Below are 17132 nucleotides of genomic sequence, written 5' to 3' on the forward strand. Positions count from 1 at the left end.
TCTGGTTTTTTATTCTTTTGGAAACAAATGATAATTGACCCCAAAGGAGACGCCCATTAGATGGTACCGGTGCTTCTCCCCACCTATAGGCTTAATGCCTTTCCAATATGCTCCCTCCAAGAAGGTGGAAAAACGGTTGAATAAATCATAGCTAAAACCCAAACCACCTTGAAGGTAGGACAGTTGCCAGGTATCTTGAGAAAGCGCAGTAGATAAGCCCAAAGATGAAGCTAACCAAGACTTTTCGTATACAAAGCTTTGATCGCCAATACGATGGGCAAGAAGGCCAACTTTGAAGTTCATCCCAATATTACCCATGATCTTTTGATGGTACCGGAGGGAAAGGGGCAGGAGCAGCTGTCTGGTTTCAATCTTTATGTTCTCAACCGTATAGGTTACCTCCGACCAATCGGGGAAATGCACCAGGTTTTCAATGGGATAATCTTCCCCAACTGAAATGTAATTAACGGTATTGCCACCCATCACCCCCGTAGATAAAGACCATTTTTGGTTGACTACTAGTTCAATATTCATTCCCGGGAATCGCCAGGAAAATAATTCTTCCGAGTAGGGTAAACGCGTGGTACTGAATCCATCTACCGGATACATCCAACTGACAACCGGACCTACGGTTACATCCCAGTGCAGTGGTTCCTTTATTTTAAACAAGTCCCCTACACCTTTTACGGTGGTGGAGGGATGGGTCATCGCATTGTTATCAATTTCAAGTAGATGTCGCATCAGCCCCGGATCGCTGTAATGATATCGCGGCCTGTTTTCGGAGTAGTGGTTCACGGCATTCCTTTTCAAACCAGGTTGACGAAGGAAAGCAGGATAAGGTTCTTTTGTTTCCAGGACCCGTTGCATTGTTCTGGTTTTTGCCTCAGTTGGTATGCTAATTGAGTCCACCGGTTTTTCGTTGGACTTTTTTATGAAATCTGCGTTAGAAGCTTCCGATAGATTCAATTCTGGTTCCTCTTCAAGGCTTTCTGCTGACGAAGGAACCGCTTTCTGTTCCTCTCCCCATGGGGATGGCATTGACGGGGATTGACTTTCTGCTAGTTGTACATTTTTCTCCGGTAGTTCCTTTGTGAAACTTGGATATAAAAGGTAAATCCCCAATAATACGATCCCTGAAATGGAAGGGAAACCCCACCAGGATTTCCACCAGTAGATTTTGCTTAGATGAGGAGCAAAATCCATCCAGGCAGTTTCCGTAAACTCAGGATGGTAAGCTTCCAGTTTTTCTTTGATAAGGCGATCCATTTTATCCTTTTCCATATATCTGATGTGTTGGAGTGGTAGTGGCGATCAATGCCTGTTGGAGTTTTAGTCTCGCTTTGGAGAGATTCGATTTGGAAGCACCTATGGAAATAACGAGGTGTTCCGCGATTTCCTTGTGGCTGTATGCTTCCACCACGTGTAAGGTGAAGACCATGCGATAGCTAGGGGGGAGGCATTGTACCAGTTTGAGTATATCGGCTGAATGCATCTGAGAAAGGGTCTTTTCGGTATCCGGCCTATCCTCTAATTCTCCGATTTCAAGATGTTTGTCATGGTATTTTTTATTTTTTCTATAATGGTCAATGGCGGTATTGATCATAATTCGTCGGACCCAGCCTGCAAAGGACCGGTCTGGCGTATATCGTTTGATCTGCGTAAAAACCTTTAGGAACCCATCATTAAGGATTTCTTTAGCTTCTTCAGGACCTGAGGAAAAGCGGGAACAAATTCCCATGGCATAGGGATACGTTTGTTTGAATAGCTCATATTGTGCTTTGGATTGACCATGGCAACATTGGTCGATGATATTTTTCAGTTTTGTGGATTCATGCAGGTTCATATGTATCTACATCACGTTAAAAAGAATAAGGGGAGTTGCCTGAGGGACTAAAAGATTTAAGATTTCAATATAAGATGCTTTGGAAAGCAATATGGATTAATAAATGTTCTCATTAAAATTTACAGGAGGATACTATCCTGGGACATGAAAGAACCTAAAAAAACCTGCTTTCATTTTAAATAATTAAAATAAATGCCTAATATCCTGATTATACTACATTAATTACCTCCTCTCATGACAAAACGCAGAGAATTTTTAAAGAAAACCGCTTTGAGCTCCGCTGGAATTACCATTGGTGGTTTGGGATTCAGTGCTAAGAGTTATGCTTCCATTATGGGTTCCAATGACCGCATCCACCTTGCTCAAATTGGAATCCGAAACCAAGGCACTGTGCACATTAACAATTATTGCAACCTGAAGGACAGCCATAATGTGGTTTTGAAGGTGCTTTGCGATACGGATGAAGCACTTTTTAATGAAAAATCCAAAATGGTGAGCGATAAAACGGGTATGAAGCCGGAGCTGGAATGGGATCTAAGGAAAGTTCTCGAAAACAAAGAAATCGATGCAGTTTCCATGGCTACGCCTAATCACTGGCATGCCCTGGCTACGGTTTGGGCCTGTGAGGCAGGAAAGCATGTTTATGTAGAAAAGCCTGCATCCCATACGATATGGGAAGGAAGGAAAATGATAGAGGCTGCTCAAAAGAGTGGATTGACGGTGCAGGTAGGCTTAACCAACAGGGCGTATACGAATGTCAGGGACGCCATGCAATTCCTGCACGAAGGCGGTATAGGTAACGTTTACATGGCCCGTGCCCTAACCTATAAATTCCGTAATTCCTATGGAACGGCAAAAGACAGTAATCCACCACCCACCTTCCACTATGACCAGTGGCTGGGTCCTGCTCCCTACAAGCCCTACAATGAAAAGCGAAGTCATTACAACTGGCACTGGTTCTGGGATACGGGAAATGGAGATTCGGGAAACACCGGTACGCATCAATTGGATATCGCCCGCTGGGGGCTGCAAAAGCACGAACACCCTGAAACCATCTATTCCATGGGAGGAATTTATGGTTTCAATAAGGATGCGTGTTTGCCTGATAACTGTACCACTGGCACGATGGTTTATGGGGATGTGAAAACCTACGGGCATGACAAGTCCATGCAGGAAACCCCGAATATCCAAACCGCCTTATTTCATTACGCCGATGGGACAATGCTCGAATACGAGGCTCGTGGAAGGTATACCAATCACGAAGGGAGTGATGGAAAGGAAGTAGGCAACTTATTTTACGGGTCGGACGGTTGGCTGGAAATCACCGGAAGCACCTGGCGGGCATTCCATCAGGGGGAGTCCAAGCCCTTTGCTAGCTCCAAAGACAGAGGTTCGGAACAGGAAGCTACCCTGTTTTCCAATTTCATTGAAGTTATGCGGTCTGGCAATCATAAAATGCTGCAATGCGATATGCTGGAGGGTTTTTATTCATCCGCATTACCCTTGCTGGCCAATATTTCGTATCGGGTCGAACGAAAGCTGAAATTTATGGGGGATAGCGAGCAATTTGCCAACGATCCCGAAGCGAACACCTATCTTTCTAAGATTTACAGAGAACCCTTTTCCTTTTCTGAACAAATTTAATTATTCCACCATGAAATCGAGCATGACGAAAATGTCACACAGTTGGATGATTATCAATCATGCGAGATTCTCCCGATTCAGCATCGGGACAGGCTATCTGACCAATAAAAGAAAATTATAAACAGATGAAAAAATGTATATACATCGGCTTTGTCATGATGTTTTTCATGCTCCGATCTTACGGGCAGGCCGTACCTACAGGGAATTCGGCCGATTTTAAAGTAAAAACTTGCTTGCATTCTATTGGCTATTCCGGCCTTTGGCGTGGACAGGCAGTCCTTTCGGTGGATGAATTTTTGCTCAAAGCGAAAGAATTGGGTTACGATGGGGTGATGCTCATGGCAAAAGCCCCTCATCTCTCCATTTTAGATTACGATAAAGAAGCCAGGATGCGCCTAAAAAACAGGTTAGCGGAACTGGATTTGACATTGGTGGGGCTTGCTGGTTATTCTGATTTTACGGCAGGTATCGACAAACCTGGAATACCACATACCGAGATACAGGCTGCCTACATTGGTCAATTGGCCGAACTTGCCAGTGACCTGGGTACAAAAATGATTCGAATTTTCACCGGCTATGAACGTCCAGGCATTCCGTATGACAAACAGTACGCGATGGTGGTGGAAGGAATCACCCTTGCCGCCAAAGAGGCGCAGAAGTACGGGGTGACTTTGGTGGTACAAAACCATCATGATATCGCCATCCACCACGATGCCATGTACTGGCTTTTGAAAGAAATTAACATGCCCAATGTCATGGCGGGCTGGGATGCCTGGTCTCCCACTTTGGAAGGACTGAGCAAGGAGGAAATCAGAAATTCCGTATTGAAGATGAAGCCTTTTCTGGCAAATACCATTTTGGCAGATTATAGGCCACTACCCAGGTACCAATATGAACATGCGTTGACCAACTATAAATCAGATAAACCTGTAATGCGTGCTACCGCTATCGGGGAGGGGATCATTGATTACGAGAACTTTATTGGAGCCCTGAAAGAAATCGGCTACCAGGGGTACCTGGTCTACGAAATGTGCGAAGTATTGGAAGGGGGCGGTTCCATCGAAAACCTGGATGCCACGGCTAGAAAATTTCTGGATTATGTAAGGAAATTTGAATAATTTAAGCCCAGTTAAGGTGTACAAGCTAAAGTGAAAAAAGATAAACCCATGTTGATGACTATGAAAAATTTAAGTTTCCTTCTATTACTCATGCTTATAAGCATGGAATCGATCCTTGCTCAAGGCAACCGACCCATTTTCGAAGAAATGCCGGGCATGGTTTCCTATACTTACCGGGATAGCTTCTCCAAGGATGTGTCTGCTACCCTGGACACCTTGCAGGCAATGGGCATCAAAGACATGGAATTTTCCAATCTTTTTGGGAAAACGGCAGCAGAGTTGCGGAAACTGCTGGATGAGCGGGACATGTATTGTTCTTCTTTTGGCGTAGGTTATGCTGATTTGGTCAATAAAACTCAGGAAGTGGCTGAAAATGCCAAAACCCTGGGTGCAAAATTTGTCAGGGTAGCATGGATACCCCATGAGGCTCCTTTTGACCTGGCAGATGCCGAAAGGGCCATTGCCGATTTCAATAAGGCAGGAAAAATTTTAGAGGAAGAGCATGACCTCACCTTTTGTTACCATAACCACGGGTACGAATTTTATCCTTATGAAGACGGAACCCTATTCGATTACCTAATGGATCAGACAGATCCGGAATATGTAAGCTATGAAATTGATATCCTTTGGACCTTTTTTCCCGGTGTGGATCCTGCCGCATTGATTAATAAATACCCTGACCGATTTAAATTGATGCATCTGAAAGACCTAAAAAAAGGGGTGGAGGGGAATATGTCTGGAGGCACACCTAAAGAAAACGACGTGGTACTGGGTACTGGCCAACTGGACCTTCCTTCTATACTTAAAGCTGCGAAAGAAGCTGGAATTGAGCATTTTTATATAGAGGATGAAAGTCCGGTTTACTATCGGCAGGTGCCAAAATCAATTGATTATTTACAGGGTTTGAAGTATTGACTTAGCCCAAAATACCTTCAAAAAATAATGAACAATTCATTTTACCTTTTGGCATTCAACCAAACTGATACAGGATGTCAAAGCCAATTTTCTGGTCGAGTGGGGTAGTTCGGTGATGTTAAGAGTATCCCGACTTAGAATTTGAATTCCTTTACAAACCTCAAGGTGATACCTACACCGAAACCCGGGTTTTTGGCCCTGGTGATAAAGGTATGGCTATTGGGTAAAAAATTCGCTGTAAAAGAATTGCTCATTTTGGACTAACAAAAAATATGTTATGAATTGAGCCAGTCGAATCCGGAACTTTGTTCTTATTAGAAAAGTTGCAGGCTATTCCTGAGCTGAAAGTTTTTTTTGGTTGAAGGGACTGCCTTATCCATGTCTTTATGACCATAGTGTTTCATTAGATCTCGATTTGTTCTCCGAATAGCCTTCTCAAAAACCAATTTTTTGTGGTTCAATAATTGCATATGATCTTTCAAACTTGAACCATGAAACTTTTCCAATGCAGCCATTGCGGGCGTCCGGCTTATTTTGAGAACACGCATTGTAGCCATTGCCGAACTCAACTGGGTTTTGACCCTCAGAGTTTGGATTTGCTTGCCCTGGAAGTTCAAGAGGACCATTTTGTTACAAAAAATGAGGGGCAGTCGGCCTTTCGCTATTGTGAAAATAAAAAAATGGACGGGTGCAATTGGCTTATTCCATTTTCAGCTTCCAATCGGTTTTGCAGGGCTTGCGCCCTAAATCGGGTCATCCCGGATTTGGCTAACCCAGCCTACAAAAAAAGGTGGCAAACCATCGAAATAGCAAAGCACAGGTTGATATATGCCCTTTTGCGTTGGAACTTGCCGTTTTCGCCAAGAGATGAAGCCACCGGAAAGGGTTTAGGTTTTGATTTTAAGGCTAGTCAAAATCAAGAAAACGTACTTACTGGGCATGCTTTCGGTATCATCACCATGAACATTGCCGAAGCAGATGATGTGGAACGGGCTATGGCCAAAAGACAAATGGATGAAGTCTACCGTACAGTTTTGGGTCATTTTCGACATGAAATCGGACATTATTATTGGGATGTGTTGATTGCTGAATCGGACCACCTGGATGATTTCAGGACTCTTTTTGGTGATGAAAGGGTTTCTTATGCCGCTGCTCTCGAAACGCACTATCAAAATGGCGCTCCCTCAAATTGGCAGCAAAACTACATTTCCTCTTATGCCAGCTCCCATCCCTGGGAGGATTGGGCGGAGACTTGGGCACATTACCTGCATCTGGTGGATACCCTGGAAACCGCTTTTTCCTTTGGAGTGACCATCAATCCAAAGCTAGAAGACCATCCAGCCGGTATTTCCACTTTGATTTCCGAAGATGCCTACCTTTGCTCGGATTTTTCGAAGTTGCTCCAGCAATGGGTTCCTTTGGCACTGACATTAAATAGCCTGAACCGAAGCATGGGTCTTCAGGACAGTTATCCTTTTGTTATTTCGCCTGTAATTGCAAAGAAACTGGCCTTTGTGCATGACCTTATCTGCCCCGGGGGTGGGCGTTTCTAAATCAACTTTTTTCCTTCTAATGTCGGGGAGGTATTCTCCGGGCATGTTTTTTCCTGATACAATCCATTACTCTCTAGGTCCGAAGAACATCGTGACGGAATAAACTTACTTATCGTCAAAAACAATACTATAAATGGTTAAATTGTGTATGTATAAAAAATAATAAATACATAATAAAGTATTTCCTAATAATATTCTATATTTAGCCTTATTTTTGATTTTTTGGATTCTAATTATAAAATATGAAACGTTTTTATTCCTTTTATATAAGCTTGATAATTTTCGGATCGTTGGTTGGGTGTTTGCCTCAGGAGGGAATTCAGGATCCAGTTTCAAATTTGCCGGCTAAAATCCTGACTAATGAGGCCTATGGAAGTCATCCACGCCAAATTTTTGATCTTTACCTTCCACCCAATCGGCATGAAAATACCCCAACCCTGATTCTGGTTCATGGAGGAGGTTGGAAAGAGGGAAGCAAATCGGACATGAATCCATTTCGGGATTTTTTACGCGAACAGCTCCCTTATCTGGCGATAGCCAATCTCAATTACAGGCTGGCAGATGCTTTTAACAAGCCTTATCCCATGCAAATCGAGGATATAAGCTCTCTGGTGACCTATCTGCAGGACCATAGGGAGGAATACCAGCTCGGAAGTCGCCTGGGGTTTCTGGGAGTGAGTGCCGGAGGTCATTTGTCGCTTTTATGGAGTTATGCTCATGATACGGACAGCCGTGTACAGATGGTTTGCAGTGTGGTAGGTCCGACCGATTTATTGGATGAATCCTACAGAACAGCTACTAATGAATCCTTACGGGAAATGCTGGAATTATTCGGGGAAGATCAGGACCTATTAGCCAGAGCAAGTCCAATATACCAAGTGAAGGCAGATTCGCCTGCTACCCTACTTTTTTATGGCGGAAATGATCCGCTGGTTCCCAATTCACAGGGCATGCAGCTAAGAGACAGGTTAACAGAACTTGGAGTAGCACATGAATTCCATTTTTATCCCAATGAAGGTCATGGTTGGCTGGGGTTGAATTTGCTGGACAGTATGATCAAATTAAAGGCGTTCGTAGAGCGACAACTCCCTGATTTACGCTGAAAAAAGAGGTAGTTTTAGTTGCGGAAAAGTATTTTTTTGGCCTGAAGGAAACCGCGAGGTCCTTTTGAATTTTTCCAGGAAATAGGATTTTTGTTTTCGAAATTATGAAAAAGGATATAATCCCTGATGAAATAGTATATTAGTTTATAATTGGGGATTAAAATAGGAAATAAACAATATTTTTTAATCTATTTCATTCTTAAGCAAATTTTGATAGCTTTGTCTTTGTTGTATCAAACGAAGAACGAATGCGCTATTTGCTATTTTTGGTCTTACTTTTTGGAAACACCCTAAATGCAGAAGCAAAAGAAGATAGTTTAAAAAAAAAAGAGCACAGTCGGGTACTGCGGGTACTGAATATTGGTCAGGATTACGGTACAAACAAGAGTAGCCTGGAATTGCCTGCAAGCAGTCGTACGGAATTTTTGAATCGGGACACAACCTGGTTAAAAGTAGGAGGGGCTTTTCGCCTGAATAATATTTACACTCACTACGAGGGAAAGACTTTTCCGTTAGGAACATTTTTAAGAAATGAATGGACCTGGGATACCTGGCGTATTAATGTAGATGCTTACAGTGAAGGAATTAAATTTTCCTTTGAATACCGGTTTTACCCCACGTTTAATACCCATTTTCTAAAGTACGGCTGGCTGGGATACCGCTTCAATGAAAAAACCAACCTGAAACTGGGCGTGACGCAAGTTCCTTTTGGCCTGTTGACGTATGCCTCCCATAGTTGGTGGTTTCAGTTGCCTTACTACCTTGGGTTGGAAGACGATTATCAAATGGGATTTCACCTTTCTCACGAGACAGATGACTGGCGTTTGGATGGTGCCTATTTTTTGCTGGCGGAGCCCAGAGGTACCAATGAAGCCACCTTTGGTGCTTTTTCAACCGCAAGGTACTCCTATGATGTGGTACCCATTCCAGGTAACTCCAATATTGAGCGGCACCAGGTCAATCTTCGGGCAGTGCGAAACTGGTCCGGGCATGAACTGGGACTTTCCCTACAACGCCATGAACTGTACAATTTGCAAACGGGTCATAAAGGATCGAATTTGGCAGCATCCGTGCACCACGAGGCAAATTGGCGTAATTGGAATCTGAAAACCGAGGCCATTTACTATTCCTATAATGATGTAAGAAATGATGACGGGGAGGTATTGGACGTGGTACAGATGGGTGCTTATGGTTTCGGAACGTACGATGTGGCCAATAGCGCGGCACTTTATGTAATTGGACTGGCCTACGACATTCCGCTAGATTGGGGTCCGGTAAGCCACATTCAGTTGTATAATGATTACACTTTGATGGAAAAGTTTACTTCGAAACCAGGGGGATCGGCGTTTGCTTACCGAAAATCCCAACAAAATGTCTTCGGAGCGCTGGTGACTGCAGGTCAGGTATATGCTTATTTTGACGTGGCCATGGGTTATAATCACCCCTGGTTAACAAACACCTTTGGAGGAAATGCCCTGGGCACCGGAAGAGGTGTCGATTATCAGCAACCCATATCGGATCTTAATCCTACTGCTATTGATCCAGGCTGGAATACTCGATTGAACATTAATATTGGTTATTATTTCTAAATAAAATAATTTTATGAAAAATAAATACTTCGACATTCATGCTCCGGTATTTTGGCCCTCGGTAGCATTGATAATCTTGTTTATTACGGTCACGCTTTGGGTGGGAGAACCAATGGCTTTGATCTTTGCCTCCACTAAAACCTTTATTACGGATAAGACAGGCTGGCTTTTTATTATCGCTGTAAATGCCTTTATCATTTTCTGCTTTTACCTTGGATTTAGCAAGTTTGGCGCCATTCGCCTGGGAGGCAAAGAGGCCCAACCGGAGTTTTCTACAGGATCCTGGTTTGCCATGCTCTTCAGTGCTGGTATGGGTATTGGGCTTTTATTTTGGGGGGTAGCCGAACCAGTTTACCATTATTCAATTCCTCCCTATGGGGAAGCTCATTCGCTGGAAGCTGCCGAAAGGGCCATGAACCTCACCTTTTTGCACTGGGGGTTCCACGCTTGGGCTATTTATGCAGTGGTAGGACTATCGCTGGCTTTCTTTGCTTACAACCGAAAATTGCCACTCACCATTCGTTCCGTTTTTTATCCCTTGCTGGGAGAAAGAATGAACGGTTGGATGGGTAATGTCGTTGACGTATTGGCCGTCCTGGCCACGCTTTTTGGACTGGCTACTTCTCTGGGACTGGGGGTGCAACAGATAAGCGGAGGCTTGTTTTACCTTTTCGGTATTCCCAATACTGTTACCACCCAAGTGCTGCTAATAGCGGGAATCACCTTAATTGCCACCGTTTCTGTGGTTTCGGGGATTGACAAAGGGGTGAAATTTCTTAGTCAGTGGAACGTCAGAATAGCAGCCATTTTATTGATATTCGTTTTGATCGTGGGACCTACATTGTTTATTTTTCGCTCGTTTGTCCAGAATATGGGGAACTATCTGGGGAGTATTCTGGAAGTATCTACCTGGACGGAAGCCTATAGGGATAATGGCTGGCAGGGAGACTGGACCGTGTTTTATTGGGCTTGGTGGATCTCCTGGTCTCCTTTCGTAGGCATGTTTATCGCACGGGTCTCCCGAGGGCGCACGATTCAGGAATTTATTTTCGGTGTCTTGCTGGTTCCTACTTTATTGACCTTTTTGTGGCTTACTGCCATGGGAGGAACGGCTATTTTTCTAGACATGCAGGAGGGTAACCTTTCTGGTAGCCATATCTTAGCAGAAACGATTACTGGAGATGTTTCTATCGCCATGTTCGTTTTTCTTGAAAATTTCCCCTTTAGCGGAATTGGTTCTATTATCGGGATTTTGCTGGTTACCAGTTTTTTTGTAACCTCTTCTGATTCAGGATCCTTGGTGATAGACAGCATTACTGCGGGTGGTAAGCTGGATGCTCCCGTTGGACAACGAATTTTCTGGGCAACGACAGAAGGAATCGTGGCTGCGGTATTACTCATAGGAGGCGGGCTGACTGCTCTTCAGACCGCTGCTATCACCACCGGTTTACCCTTTTTGCTGATATTGGTTTTCATGTGTTATTCGCTACAGAAAGGATTAAGTCAGGAATATGCCCGGCTCAGCCAATATGATAAGGATCTGGATCGTAAGTCTTACGAAAAAAGATTATCAGATGTGATAATGAAGAAATTGGAAAAAGAAAAGAAATCATGAAGACACTAAAAAAAATCGGATTGTTCATCGACTTGTCCGATATGGACACGCTACTCCTACAATACATTCAAAAACTCGATGAAGTTTTTGATTTTGAACAGCTGACATTGATCCATTTTGTGGCATTGGAAGAGGTTTCCAAAGAAATAGGGGACATGTTACCCTATTTGCATAAATCCCTTGATGAAATACTGGAAGAGGAAGCGTTAGAAAAAGTCGAAGCCGTCTTTCATGAGCGAAAAAGTAGCATAAAAGTGAAAGTTTATTCTGGAGGGCAACTCGATCAGTTAGTAGACTGGATGGATGAGGAGAAGTTTGATTTGGTGTTGCTGGGAAAAAAATCAGTACATGGAGGAACAGGTGTCTTTAGCAGTAAAGTGGTGCGCTTAACCTCTTCCAATACCCTTTTCATTCCAGAAACGTCCAAAGCTTCGATTCAAAAAATTGTCTTACCAGTAGATTTTTCGGATTATTCTGAAAACCTTGCCAAACTGGTTAAATCTTTGTCAGAGCATACAGGAGCACTAGTATATCCGGTACATGTGCTAAAAGTCGGCATGCAATATTTTCCTTATATACGGAAGCCTTCAGAATTTCAGGAAGCACTTGAGAAAAAGGCCATAACCAATTACCAGAAGCTCCAGAAAAAAACCGGATTGGAGGAAAAAATGGAAATTATCAAAGCACAAGACGAGCCGGTAAGCAGGAGCATTTACGAATATGCGATCCGGAAAGGGGCGGACCTGATTGTGCTTGGGAATAAAGGAAAATCCAATGACGACACGCTTCTGATTGGTTCCGTGGCAGAACAGCTGATAGCCTCGGATAAGCACTTGCCGGTATTGATTGTGAAAAAGCGATTTATATGAAAAAATTTTATAGCTTCGCTTTATACAATCCTTTCACCTTCGGTAACCTATGCTAGTGGATAAAAAAATTGCCGTTTTGATCGACGCTGACAATGTTCCCTCCAACCAAATTAAGGAAATGATGGAGGAAATTGCCAAATATGGTAATCCTACGATCAAACGGATTTATGGCGATTGGACCAAGCCACAGCTAGGGAAGTGGAAAAGTGTTTTACTGGAAAATGCCATTAATCCTATTCAGCAATATGGGTATACATCCGGAAAAAACGCCACCGATTCCGCTATGATAATCGATGCCATGGATATTCTTTATACATCCAGAGTGGATGGGTTTTGTTTGGTTTCAAGTGACAGCGATTTCACGAAATTGGCCACCCGATTGCGGGAAGCAGGCCTGCTGGTCATTGGCATGGGAGAAAAGAAAACACCCGATCCATTTATCGTAGCTTGTGATAAATTTATTTACCTGGAAATATTACAAAAGGAAACCGAAGGTCAGGAGGATAGCAAAGAAAAGGTCAAATCCAGACCGCAGGTAGATAAGATCAACCCTAAACTCATCCGATTGATTGCTGCCACGATTTCCGATTTGGCGGACGATGAAGGCTGGGCATTCATGGGAGATGTGGGGAATCTGCTGCAGAAAAAGCAACCCAACTTTGACTCAAGGAATTACGGTTTCCAGAAATTAACACCTCTGATCGGGTCTATTAACAAATTCGAAGTAGAACAGCGGGAAAACCAAAAGGGTAGGTACAAATTAATTTACGTAAGAAATAAAGCGTAGTCTTATTCCTCGGGTTTAATTTTGGGAAGGGTAAAATAAAATGAAGTTCCCAGGCCTTCGGTTGACTCCAGCCAGACCTCTCCCCCCATATTTTCGATGATTTTTTTGACAATGGCCAAACCCATGCCGGTTCCCTGGTACTTATCCTTTTGATGGAGTCTCTGAAAAAGGACGAATATTTTCTGAAAATAATCCGGGTGAATACCGATGCCATTGTCTGTTACCTGGAAAAGCCATTTGGTTCCCCTATCTTGATAGCTCAGGTGAACCTTTGGAGGGATATCAGTTTTAGAGTACTTGAGGGCATTACTCATGAGGTTTTGGATCACCAGCAAAAGCAAGCTATGGTGGCCGGTTATTTTTGGTAACGGTCCATGAGAAACTTCCGCATTACGTTTCTCAATTTCCTCTGCCAGGGTGTTTTTGACTTCCGCACATAACCAACTCATATCCACCTCGTGGGCAGGTTCCTGAATGGTTTGGATGCGGGAGTATTTCAAGAGGTCCAGTATCAATTGCCTCATGCGGTTAGCCCCATCCACTGCATGCATGATATACGATTTCCCCTTTTCATTCAACAGGCCTGCGTACCGCTTTTCTAATAGCTGCAAAAACCCAGTGACCATTCGCAAAGGTTCTTGCAGGTCGTGGGAAGCCACGTAGGTGAAGTGTTCCAATTCTTCGTTTTTCGATTCTACTTCAGCCAGCGACCGCTTCAAGGCATTTTTTTGTTGTTCCAGTTCTTCCTGTAGTAAATACTGCTCTTCCAAACTTTTATGAAGCCCCTTAAATAGGATGGGAATCAATACGATAAAAACGACATTTAAAAAAATCAGGTTGGTGGATATGGCGACCCATGTTTTTATATCTACCGCAGCAGTGTACTGATCTTGAAAAGGGTTGCCTGCCTGGATTACCCATCCAAAAACCAGACAGCTGGCTAGATTTAAGTATAAACTTACCCAGCGACTTTTTCCTGGTAAAACCAGTATCATGAATATCGAAATGGCAAGTAGGTATAGCAACCCCGGTCCAAAATTCCCCAAATAGTAAATCAAAATAATTCCTATCCCATAAGTAATGCCGATGAAAATCCATTTTCTTACAATAAGTGAAATGCCAGGAAGATGTGTAATAAGCAGCAAGCCTGCGATGGCGATTCCATCGGCTACAATGAGACCATTCAAAGAAGTTAAATAAGCCAGGTAAATACCAGGTATCAACGTAATGAGGGAGAGGGGTATAATGAAAAGAAGGGTGGTGACAAACAGGTAGTCTCTCCAGTAGTTGAGTGGGTCTTTACTTTTTCCGGTTTCCAGACAAGTACTGAAGACGTGTTGCCGGTACTTTTTCCAACTCCTTTTGGCTAAACCGTTGTCGAAGGCATTCTCCTTTTCCATTGATAATACAGCTGTGTAAAAAAAAAACAAAAATAGCCAAAAATGACCCCTAGGTGTTTCGCAAAATTAACCATTATTTTTTACAACTCTTGCTTCTTTTATTTTTGGGATCGCTGGGGGTTTTTAACCGGGAGCTTATACCAACTTTTGTATGGTTGGAAGTGGACCTTTCGTCAAACCAGATGGAGTTATTTAAAAGACGCATCATTTTTGTACCTTTCAGCAAAAAAGAAACTTTGAAAAGTAAAATCGGAAATACCTCTCTTCTGGTTGCTATTGGTGGATTTATTTTACTAGAGACAGGCATCCATACCGGATGGCTGGAGGGAGCTTTTTGGCGAATTTTAGCTACTGGATTTGAAGCAGGAACCATCGGTGGGTTGGCTGATTGGTTTGCTGTTAGCGCACTTTTTTACGAGATCCCCATCCCCTTTGTACGCAAGCACACCAATATAATCGTGAAAAACAGAGAAAAATTGACTGAAGGAATAGTGGAATTGGTCACGACCAAATGGTTATCACCAGAGGTCCTACGTGAAAAACTGGCAGGCTTATCGATAGCCGACTCCCTGCTTCGTTCTTTTGAAGAGAAAGCTCAGGTGGAAAAATGGCTGAATTTTATACGAATAGTGCTTTTGCGATTATCCGGGGAGTTGAACCACCCGAAGCTTCCGGTTTTTTTGCAAAAACTCCTGAAGGATCGGGTGCAGCAAGTGGATATTGCAGGTCCTTTGGGCAAATGGCTACAGGCGACTATCAGGGAAAAAAAGCATCATGGCCTGGTGCAAATGGCATTGGATCAATTTTCGCTATCCATCCAGGAGTCAGATACCCGGCAACTGGTGCTTCAAAAATTGCACAGCGCCTTAAAGGAATATGCGAAAAAGGATTGGGTCAAAAAATCGGCGGTTTGGTTGGGTCAAAAAACAGGTGGGATAGACCCCGAGGTACTTACCGATCGGATTCTTGATCTGGCACTGCTCCTGCTGGAAGAAGTAAAAAATGACCCCGGCCACCCCCTTCGTGAAAAACTGGACCAGTACCTTCTGGAATTTGCCAGCAATTTGGAGGAAGGGGAAGAAAAGACCCTTGCTTATTTAGAAAGATTGAAGCAAAGCTGGGTACTGAATGAACAAACCAAAGCCATGATCCAGGAAGTGCTGGACCGGCTGAGAGAGGGGGTTCAGGATCAATTGCTCCACACAGATACCACCTTAATGCGCCTTATTCATCGTCAATTGACTCGCTTGCTGGATGACTTGCGCCAGGATAAGGAAGGAAGGGCTCAAATGGATGAGTGGATCAGGTCTACGGTGACACAATTGGTCAATCGGTATCATCATGAACTGGGAAATATGGTTCGAAGTAGCCTTGGGAAATTGGATGATAAAGGCATCATGCTTCAGATCAAGAATAAGGTTGGGAATGATTTGCAATACATTCGGTTAAATGGGGCAGTAGTGGGAGGCCTTGTGGGAATAGGCATTGCCCTAATTCGTTGGTTTCTATTATGATAAGGCTAAGGCAGGATAAAGATAAATTGATGGGATCGCTTACTGACCCGCTTGGATCGGATTTGAGGATGGGTATTTTAAAACTTGCCAAAAACCCCTATTTTTATTAAATTCATAAGTGATTTTTATATCCCAACGATAGCCATAATATGAGTCAGATCCTTGCAAAAATATTGGAATTGCCGCCGCAGGCAGTTCAGGATGAAATCCGTGAGCTAAACCAGATGTTGGACCATGAACTTCCTTTCAAAAAACTCGATCACAACATATTAATTGCCACTTGGAATATCAGAACATTTGGCGGATTGACCGAAAAATGGGAAGCCGGAGATAGCGACTCTCCAAAAAGAGACTTGCATTCCTTACTGGCCATCTCTCAGATTATTTCCAGGTTTGATATTATTGCCGTTCAAGAACTTAAAGGTGATCTCAAAGCTTTCCGTCACATGCTGAAGGTATTGGGGAATAACTGGAGTTTTATCCTGACAGATGTATCCGGTGGTAATATTGGAAATGACGAAAGGTTGGCTTTTTTGTTTGATACCCGTAAAGTGAAACTTTCAGGCCTGGCATGCGAATTGGTGGTTCCCAATGAAAAAATCGAAAAAATCAAAGCTGGGGCTTTTTCTCGTCAATTTGCCCGAACCCCCTATGCGGTAGGGTTTAAGGTGGAAGATAAAACCTTTATTTTAGTAAGCATGCACGTATTGTATGGAAAATCTCCGACCGATCGGGAAGGCGAATTGAAAGCAATAGCAGAGTGGTTGAAAGACTGGGCAATTGACGTGCGTTCTTTTGACCAAAGCCTGGTTCTGTTGGGTGATTTTAATATAGACCGAATAGGAGACCCCCGGTACGAGGCCTTCGTTTCGACAGGGCTGAAGGTACCTGAGGACCTGTGGCATATTCGCCGAACGTTGATAGACAATTCGACAAAATTCTATACCCAAATTGCCTGGTTCGAAAACCACCTTCAGATCCCCCAACTTTCCATTAAATACCTGAATGGAGGGGTTTTTGACTTTGGTCCGCATTTGTTAAAGACCAGGGGATTATCTCCATTCCAGATGTCCTGGAGAATTTCAGATCATTTGCCACTTTGGGCGGAGTTTTCCACCAAAAGCTGATTTTTTGATAAGTTTCAATATATTTACATAGTACTAAAAATTTAAATTTATGCAT

Annotated in this window: 14 protein-coding genes; 11 read left to right on the plus strand and 3 right to left on the minus strand. The window is 43.2% G+C overall.

Annotation, left to right across the window (positions count from 1 at the left end; translation table 11 throughout):
- Positions 1-9 precede the first annotated feature (9 nt).
- Together GKS34_RS01555 and GKS34_RS01560 are read right to left on the minus strand one after the other, a co-directional pair.
- Positions 10-1281, minus strand: coding sequence for a hypothetical protein (locus tag GKS34_RS01555; RefSeq protein ID WP_163383054.1), 1272 nt, complete (start codon positions 1279-1281; stop codon positions 10-12).
- Positions 1268-1843, minus strand: coding sequence for an RNA polymerase sigma factor (locus GKS34_RS01560; RefSeq protein ID WP_163383055.1), 576 nt, complete (start codon positions 1841-1843; stop codon positions 1268-1270). The genes GKS34_RS01555 and GKS34_RS01560 overlap by 14 nt, the downstream gene beginning before the upstream one ends.
- A 234-nt stretch (positions 1844-2077) precedes the next feature.
- Here GKS34_RS01560 and GKS34_RS01565 point away from each other — a divergent pair, with 234 nt between their 5' ends.
- From GKS34_RS01565 to GKS34_RS01605, 9 genes are all read left to right on the plus strand, one after another.
- Complete coding sequence (locus tag GKS34_RS01565; RefSeq protein ID WP_163383056.1) at positions 2078-3487, plus strand: Gfo/Idh/MocA family protein; 1410 nt, start codon at positions 2078-2080, stop codon at positions 3485-3487.
- 125 nt (positions 3488-3612) lie between these two features.
- Positions 3613-4605 (plus strand): sugar phosphate isomerase/epimerase family protein, encoded by a 993-nt coding sequence (locus GKS34_RS01570; RefSeq protein ID WP_163383057.1) that lies wholly within the window; start codon positions 3613-3615, stop codon positions 4603-4605.
- Between the two features lie 60 nt (positions 4606-4665).
- Complete coding sequence (locus tag GKS34_RS01575; RefSeq protein WP_435380177.1) at positions 4666-5520, plus strand: sugar phosphate isomerase/epimerase family protein; 855 nt, start codon at positions 4666-4668, stop codon at positions 5518-5520.
- 491 nt (positions 5521-6011) lie between these two features.
- Complete coding sequence (locus GKS34_RS01580) at positions 6012-7073, plus strand: zinc-binding metallopeptidase family protein (RefSeq protein WP_163383059.1); 1062 nt, start codon at positions 6012-6014, stop codon at positions 7071-7073.
- A gap of 242 nt (positions 7074-7315) precedes the next feature.
- Entirely contained in the window at positions 7316-8176 is an 861-nt protein-coding gene (locus tag GKS34_RS01585) for an alpha/beta hydrolase (protein WP_163383060.1), read from the plus strand.
- A gap of 248 nt (positions 8177-8424) precedes the next feature.
- Positions 8425-9765, plus strand: a complete 1341-nt coding sequence (locus GKS34_RS01590) for a hypothetical protein (protein ID WP_163383061.1) — start codon at positions 8425-8427, stop codon at positions 9763-9765.
- 13 nt (positions 9766-9778) lie between these two features.
- Positions 9779-11380: a BCCT family transporter gene (locus GKS34_RS01595; RefSeq protein WP_163383062.1), complete on the plus strand. Its 1602-nt coding sequence runs from the start codon at positions 9779-9781 to the stop codon at positions 11378-11380.
- Positions 11377-12249 carry a universal stress protein gene (locus GKS34_RS01600; protein WP_163383063.1) on the plus strand — a complete coding sequence of 291 codons (873 nt, stop codon included), beginning with the start codon at positions 11377-11379 and terminating at the stop codon, positions 12247-12249. The genes GKS34_RS01595 and GKS34_RS01600 overlap by 4 nt, the downstream gene beginning before the upstream one ends.
- A gap of 49 nt (positions 12250-12298) precedes the next feature.
- Positions 12299-13036 carry an NYN domain-containing protein gene (locus GKS34_RS01605; protein WP_163383064.1) on the plus strand — a complete coding sequence of 246 codons (738 nt, stop codon included), beginning with the start codon at positions 12299-12301 and terminating at the stop codon, positions 13034-13036.
- Positions 13037-13038: 2 nt separating this feature from the next.
- Here the strand turns inward: GKS34_RS01605 and GKS34_RS01610 are convergent, their stop codons facing one another.
- Positions 13039-14436 carry a sensor histidine kinase gene (locus tag GKS34_RS01610; RefSeq protein ID WP_163383065.1) on the minus strand — a complete coding sequence of 466 codons (1398 nt, stop codon included), beginning with the start codon at positions 14434-14436 and terminating at the stop codon, positions 13039-13041.
- Between the two features lie 236 nt (positions 14437-14672).
- Here GKS34_RS01610 and GKS34_RS01615 point away from each other — a divergent pair, with 236 nt between their 5' ends.
- Both GKS34_RS01615 and GKS34_RS01620 read left to right on the plus strand, forming a co-directional pair.
- A complete protein-coding gene (locus GKS34_RS01615; RefSeq protein WP_163383066.1) occupies positions 14673-15950 on the plus strand; it encodes a DUF445 domain-containing protein in 1278 nt (425 codons plus the stop codon).
- Positions 15951-16099: 149 nt separating this feature from the next.
- Positions 16100-17077, plus strand: coding sequence for an endonuclease/exonuclease/phosphatase family protein (locus tag GKS34_RS01620; RefSeq protein WP_163383067.1), 978 nt, complete (start codon positions 16100-16102; stop codon positions 17075-17077).
- Positions 17078-17132 lie beyond the last annotated feature (55 nt).

This window comes from Cyclobacterium jeungdonense (genome assembly GCF_010994275.1).
Lineage (GTDB): Bacteria > Bacteroidota > Bacteroidia > Cytophagales > Cyclobacteriaceae > Cyclobacterium > Cyclobacterium jeungdonense.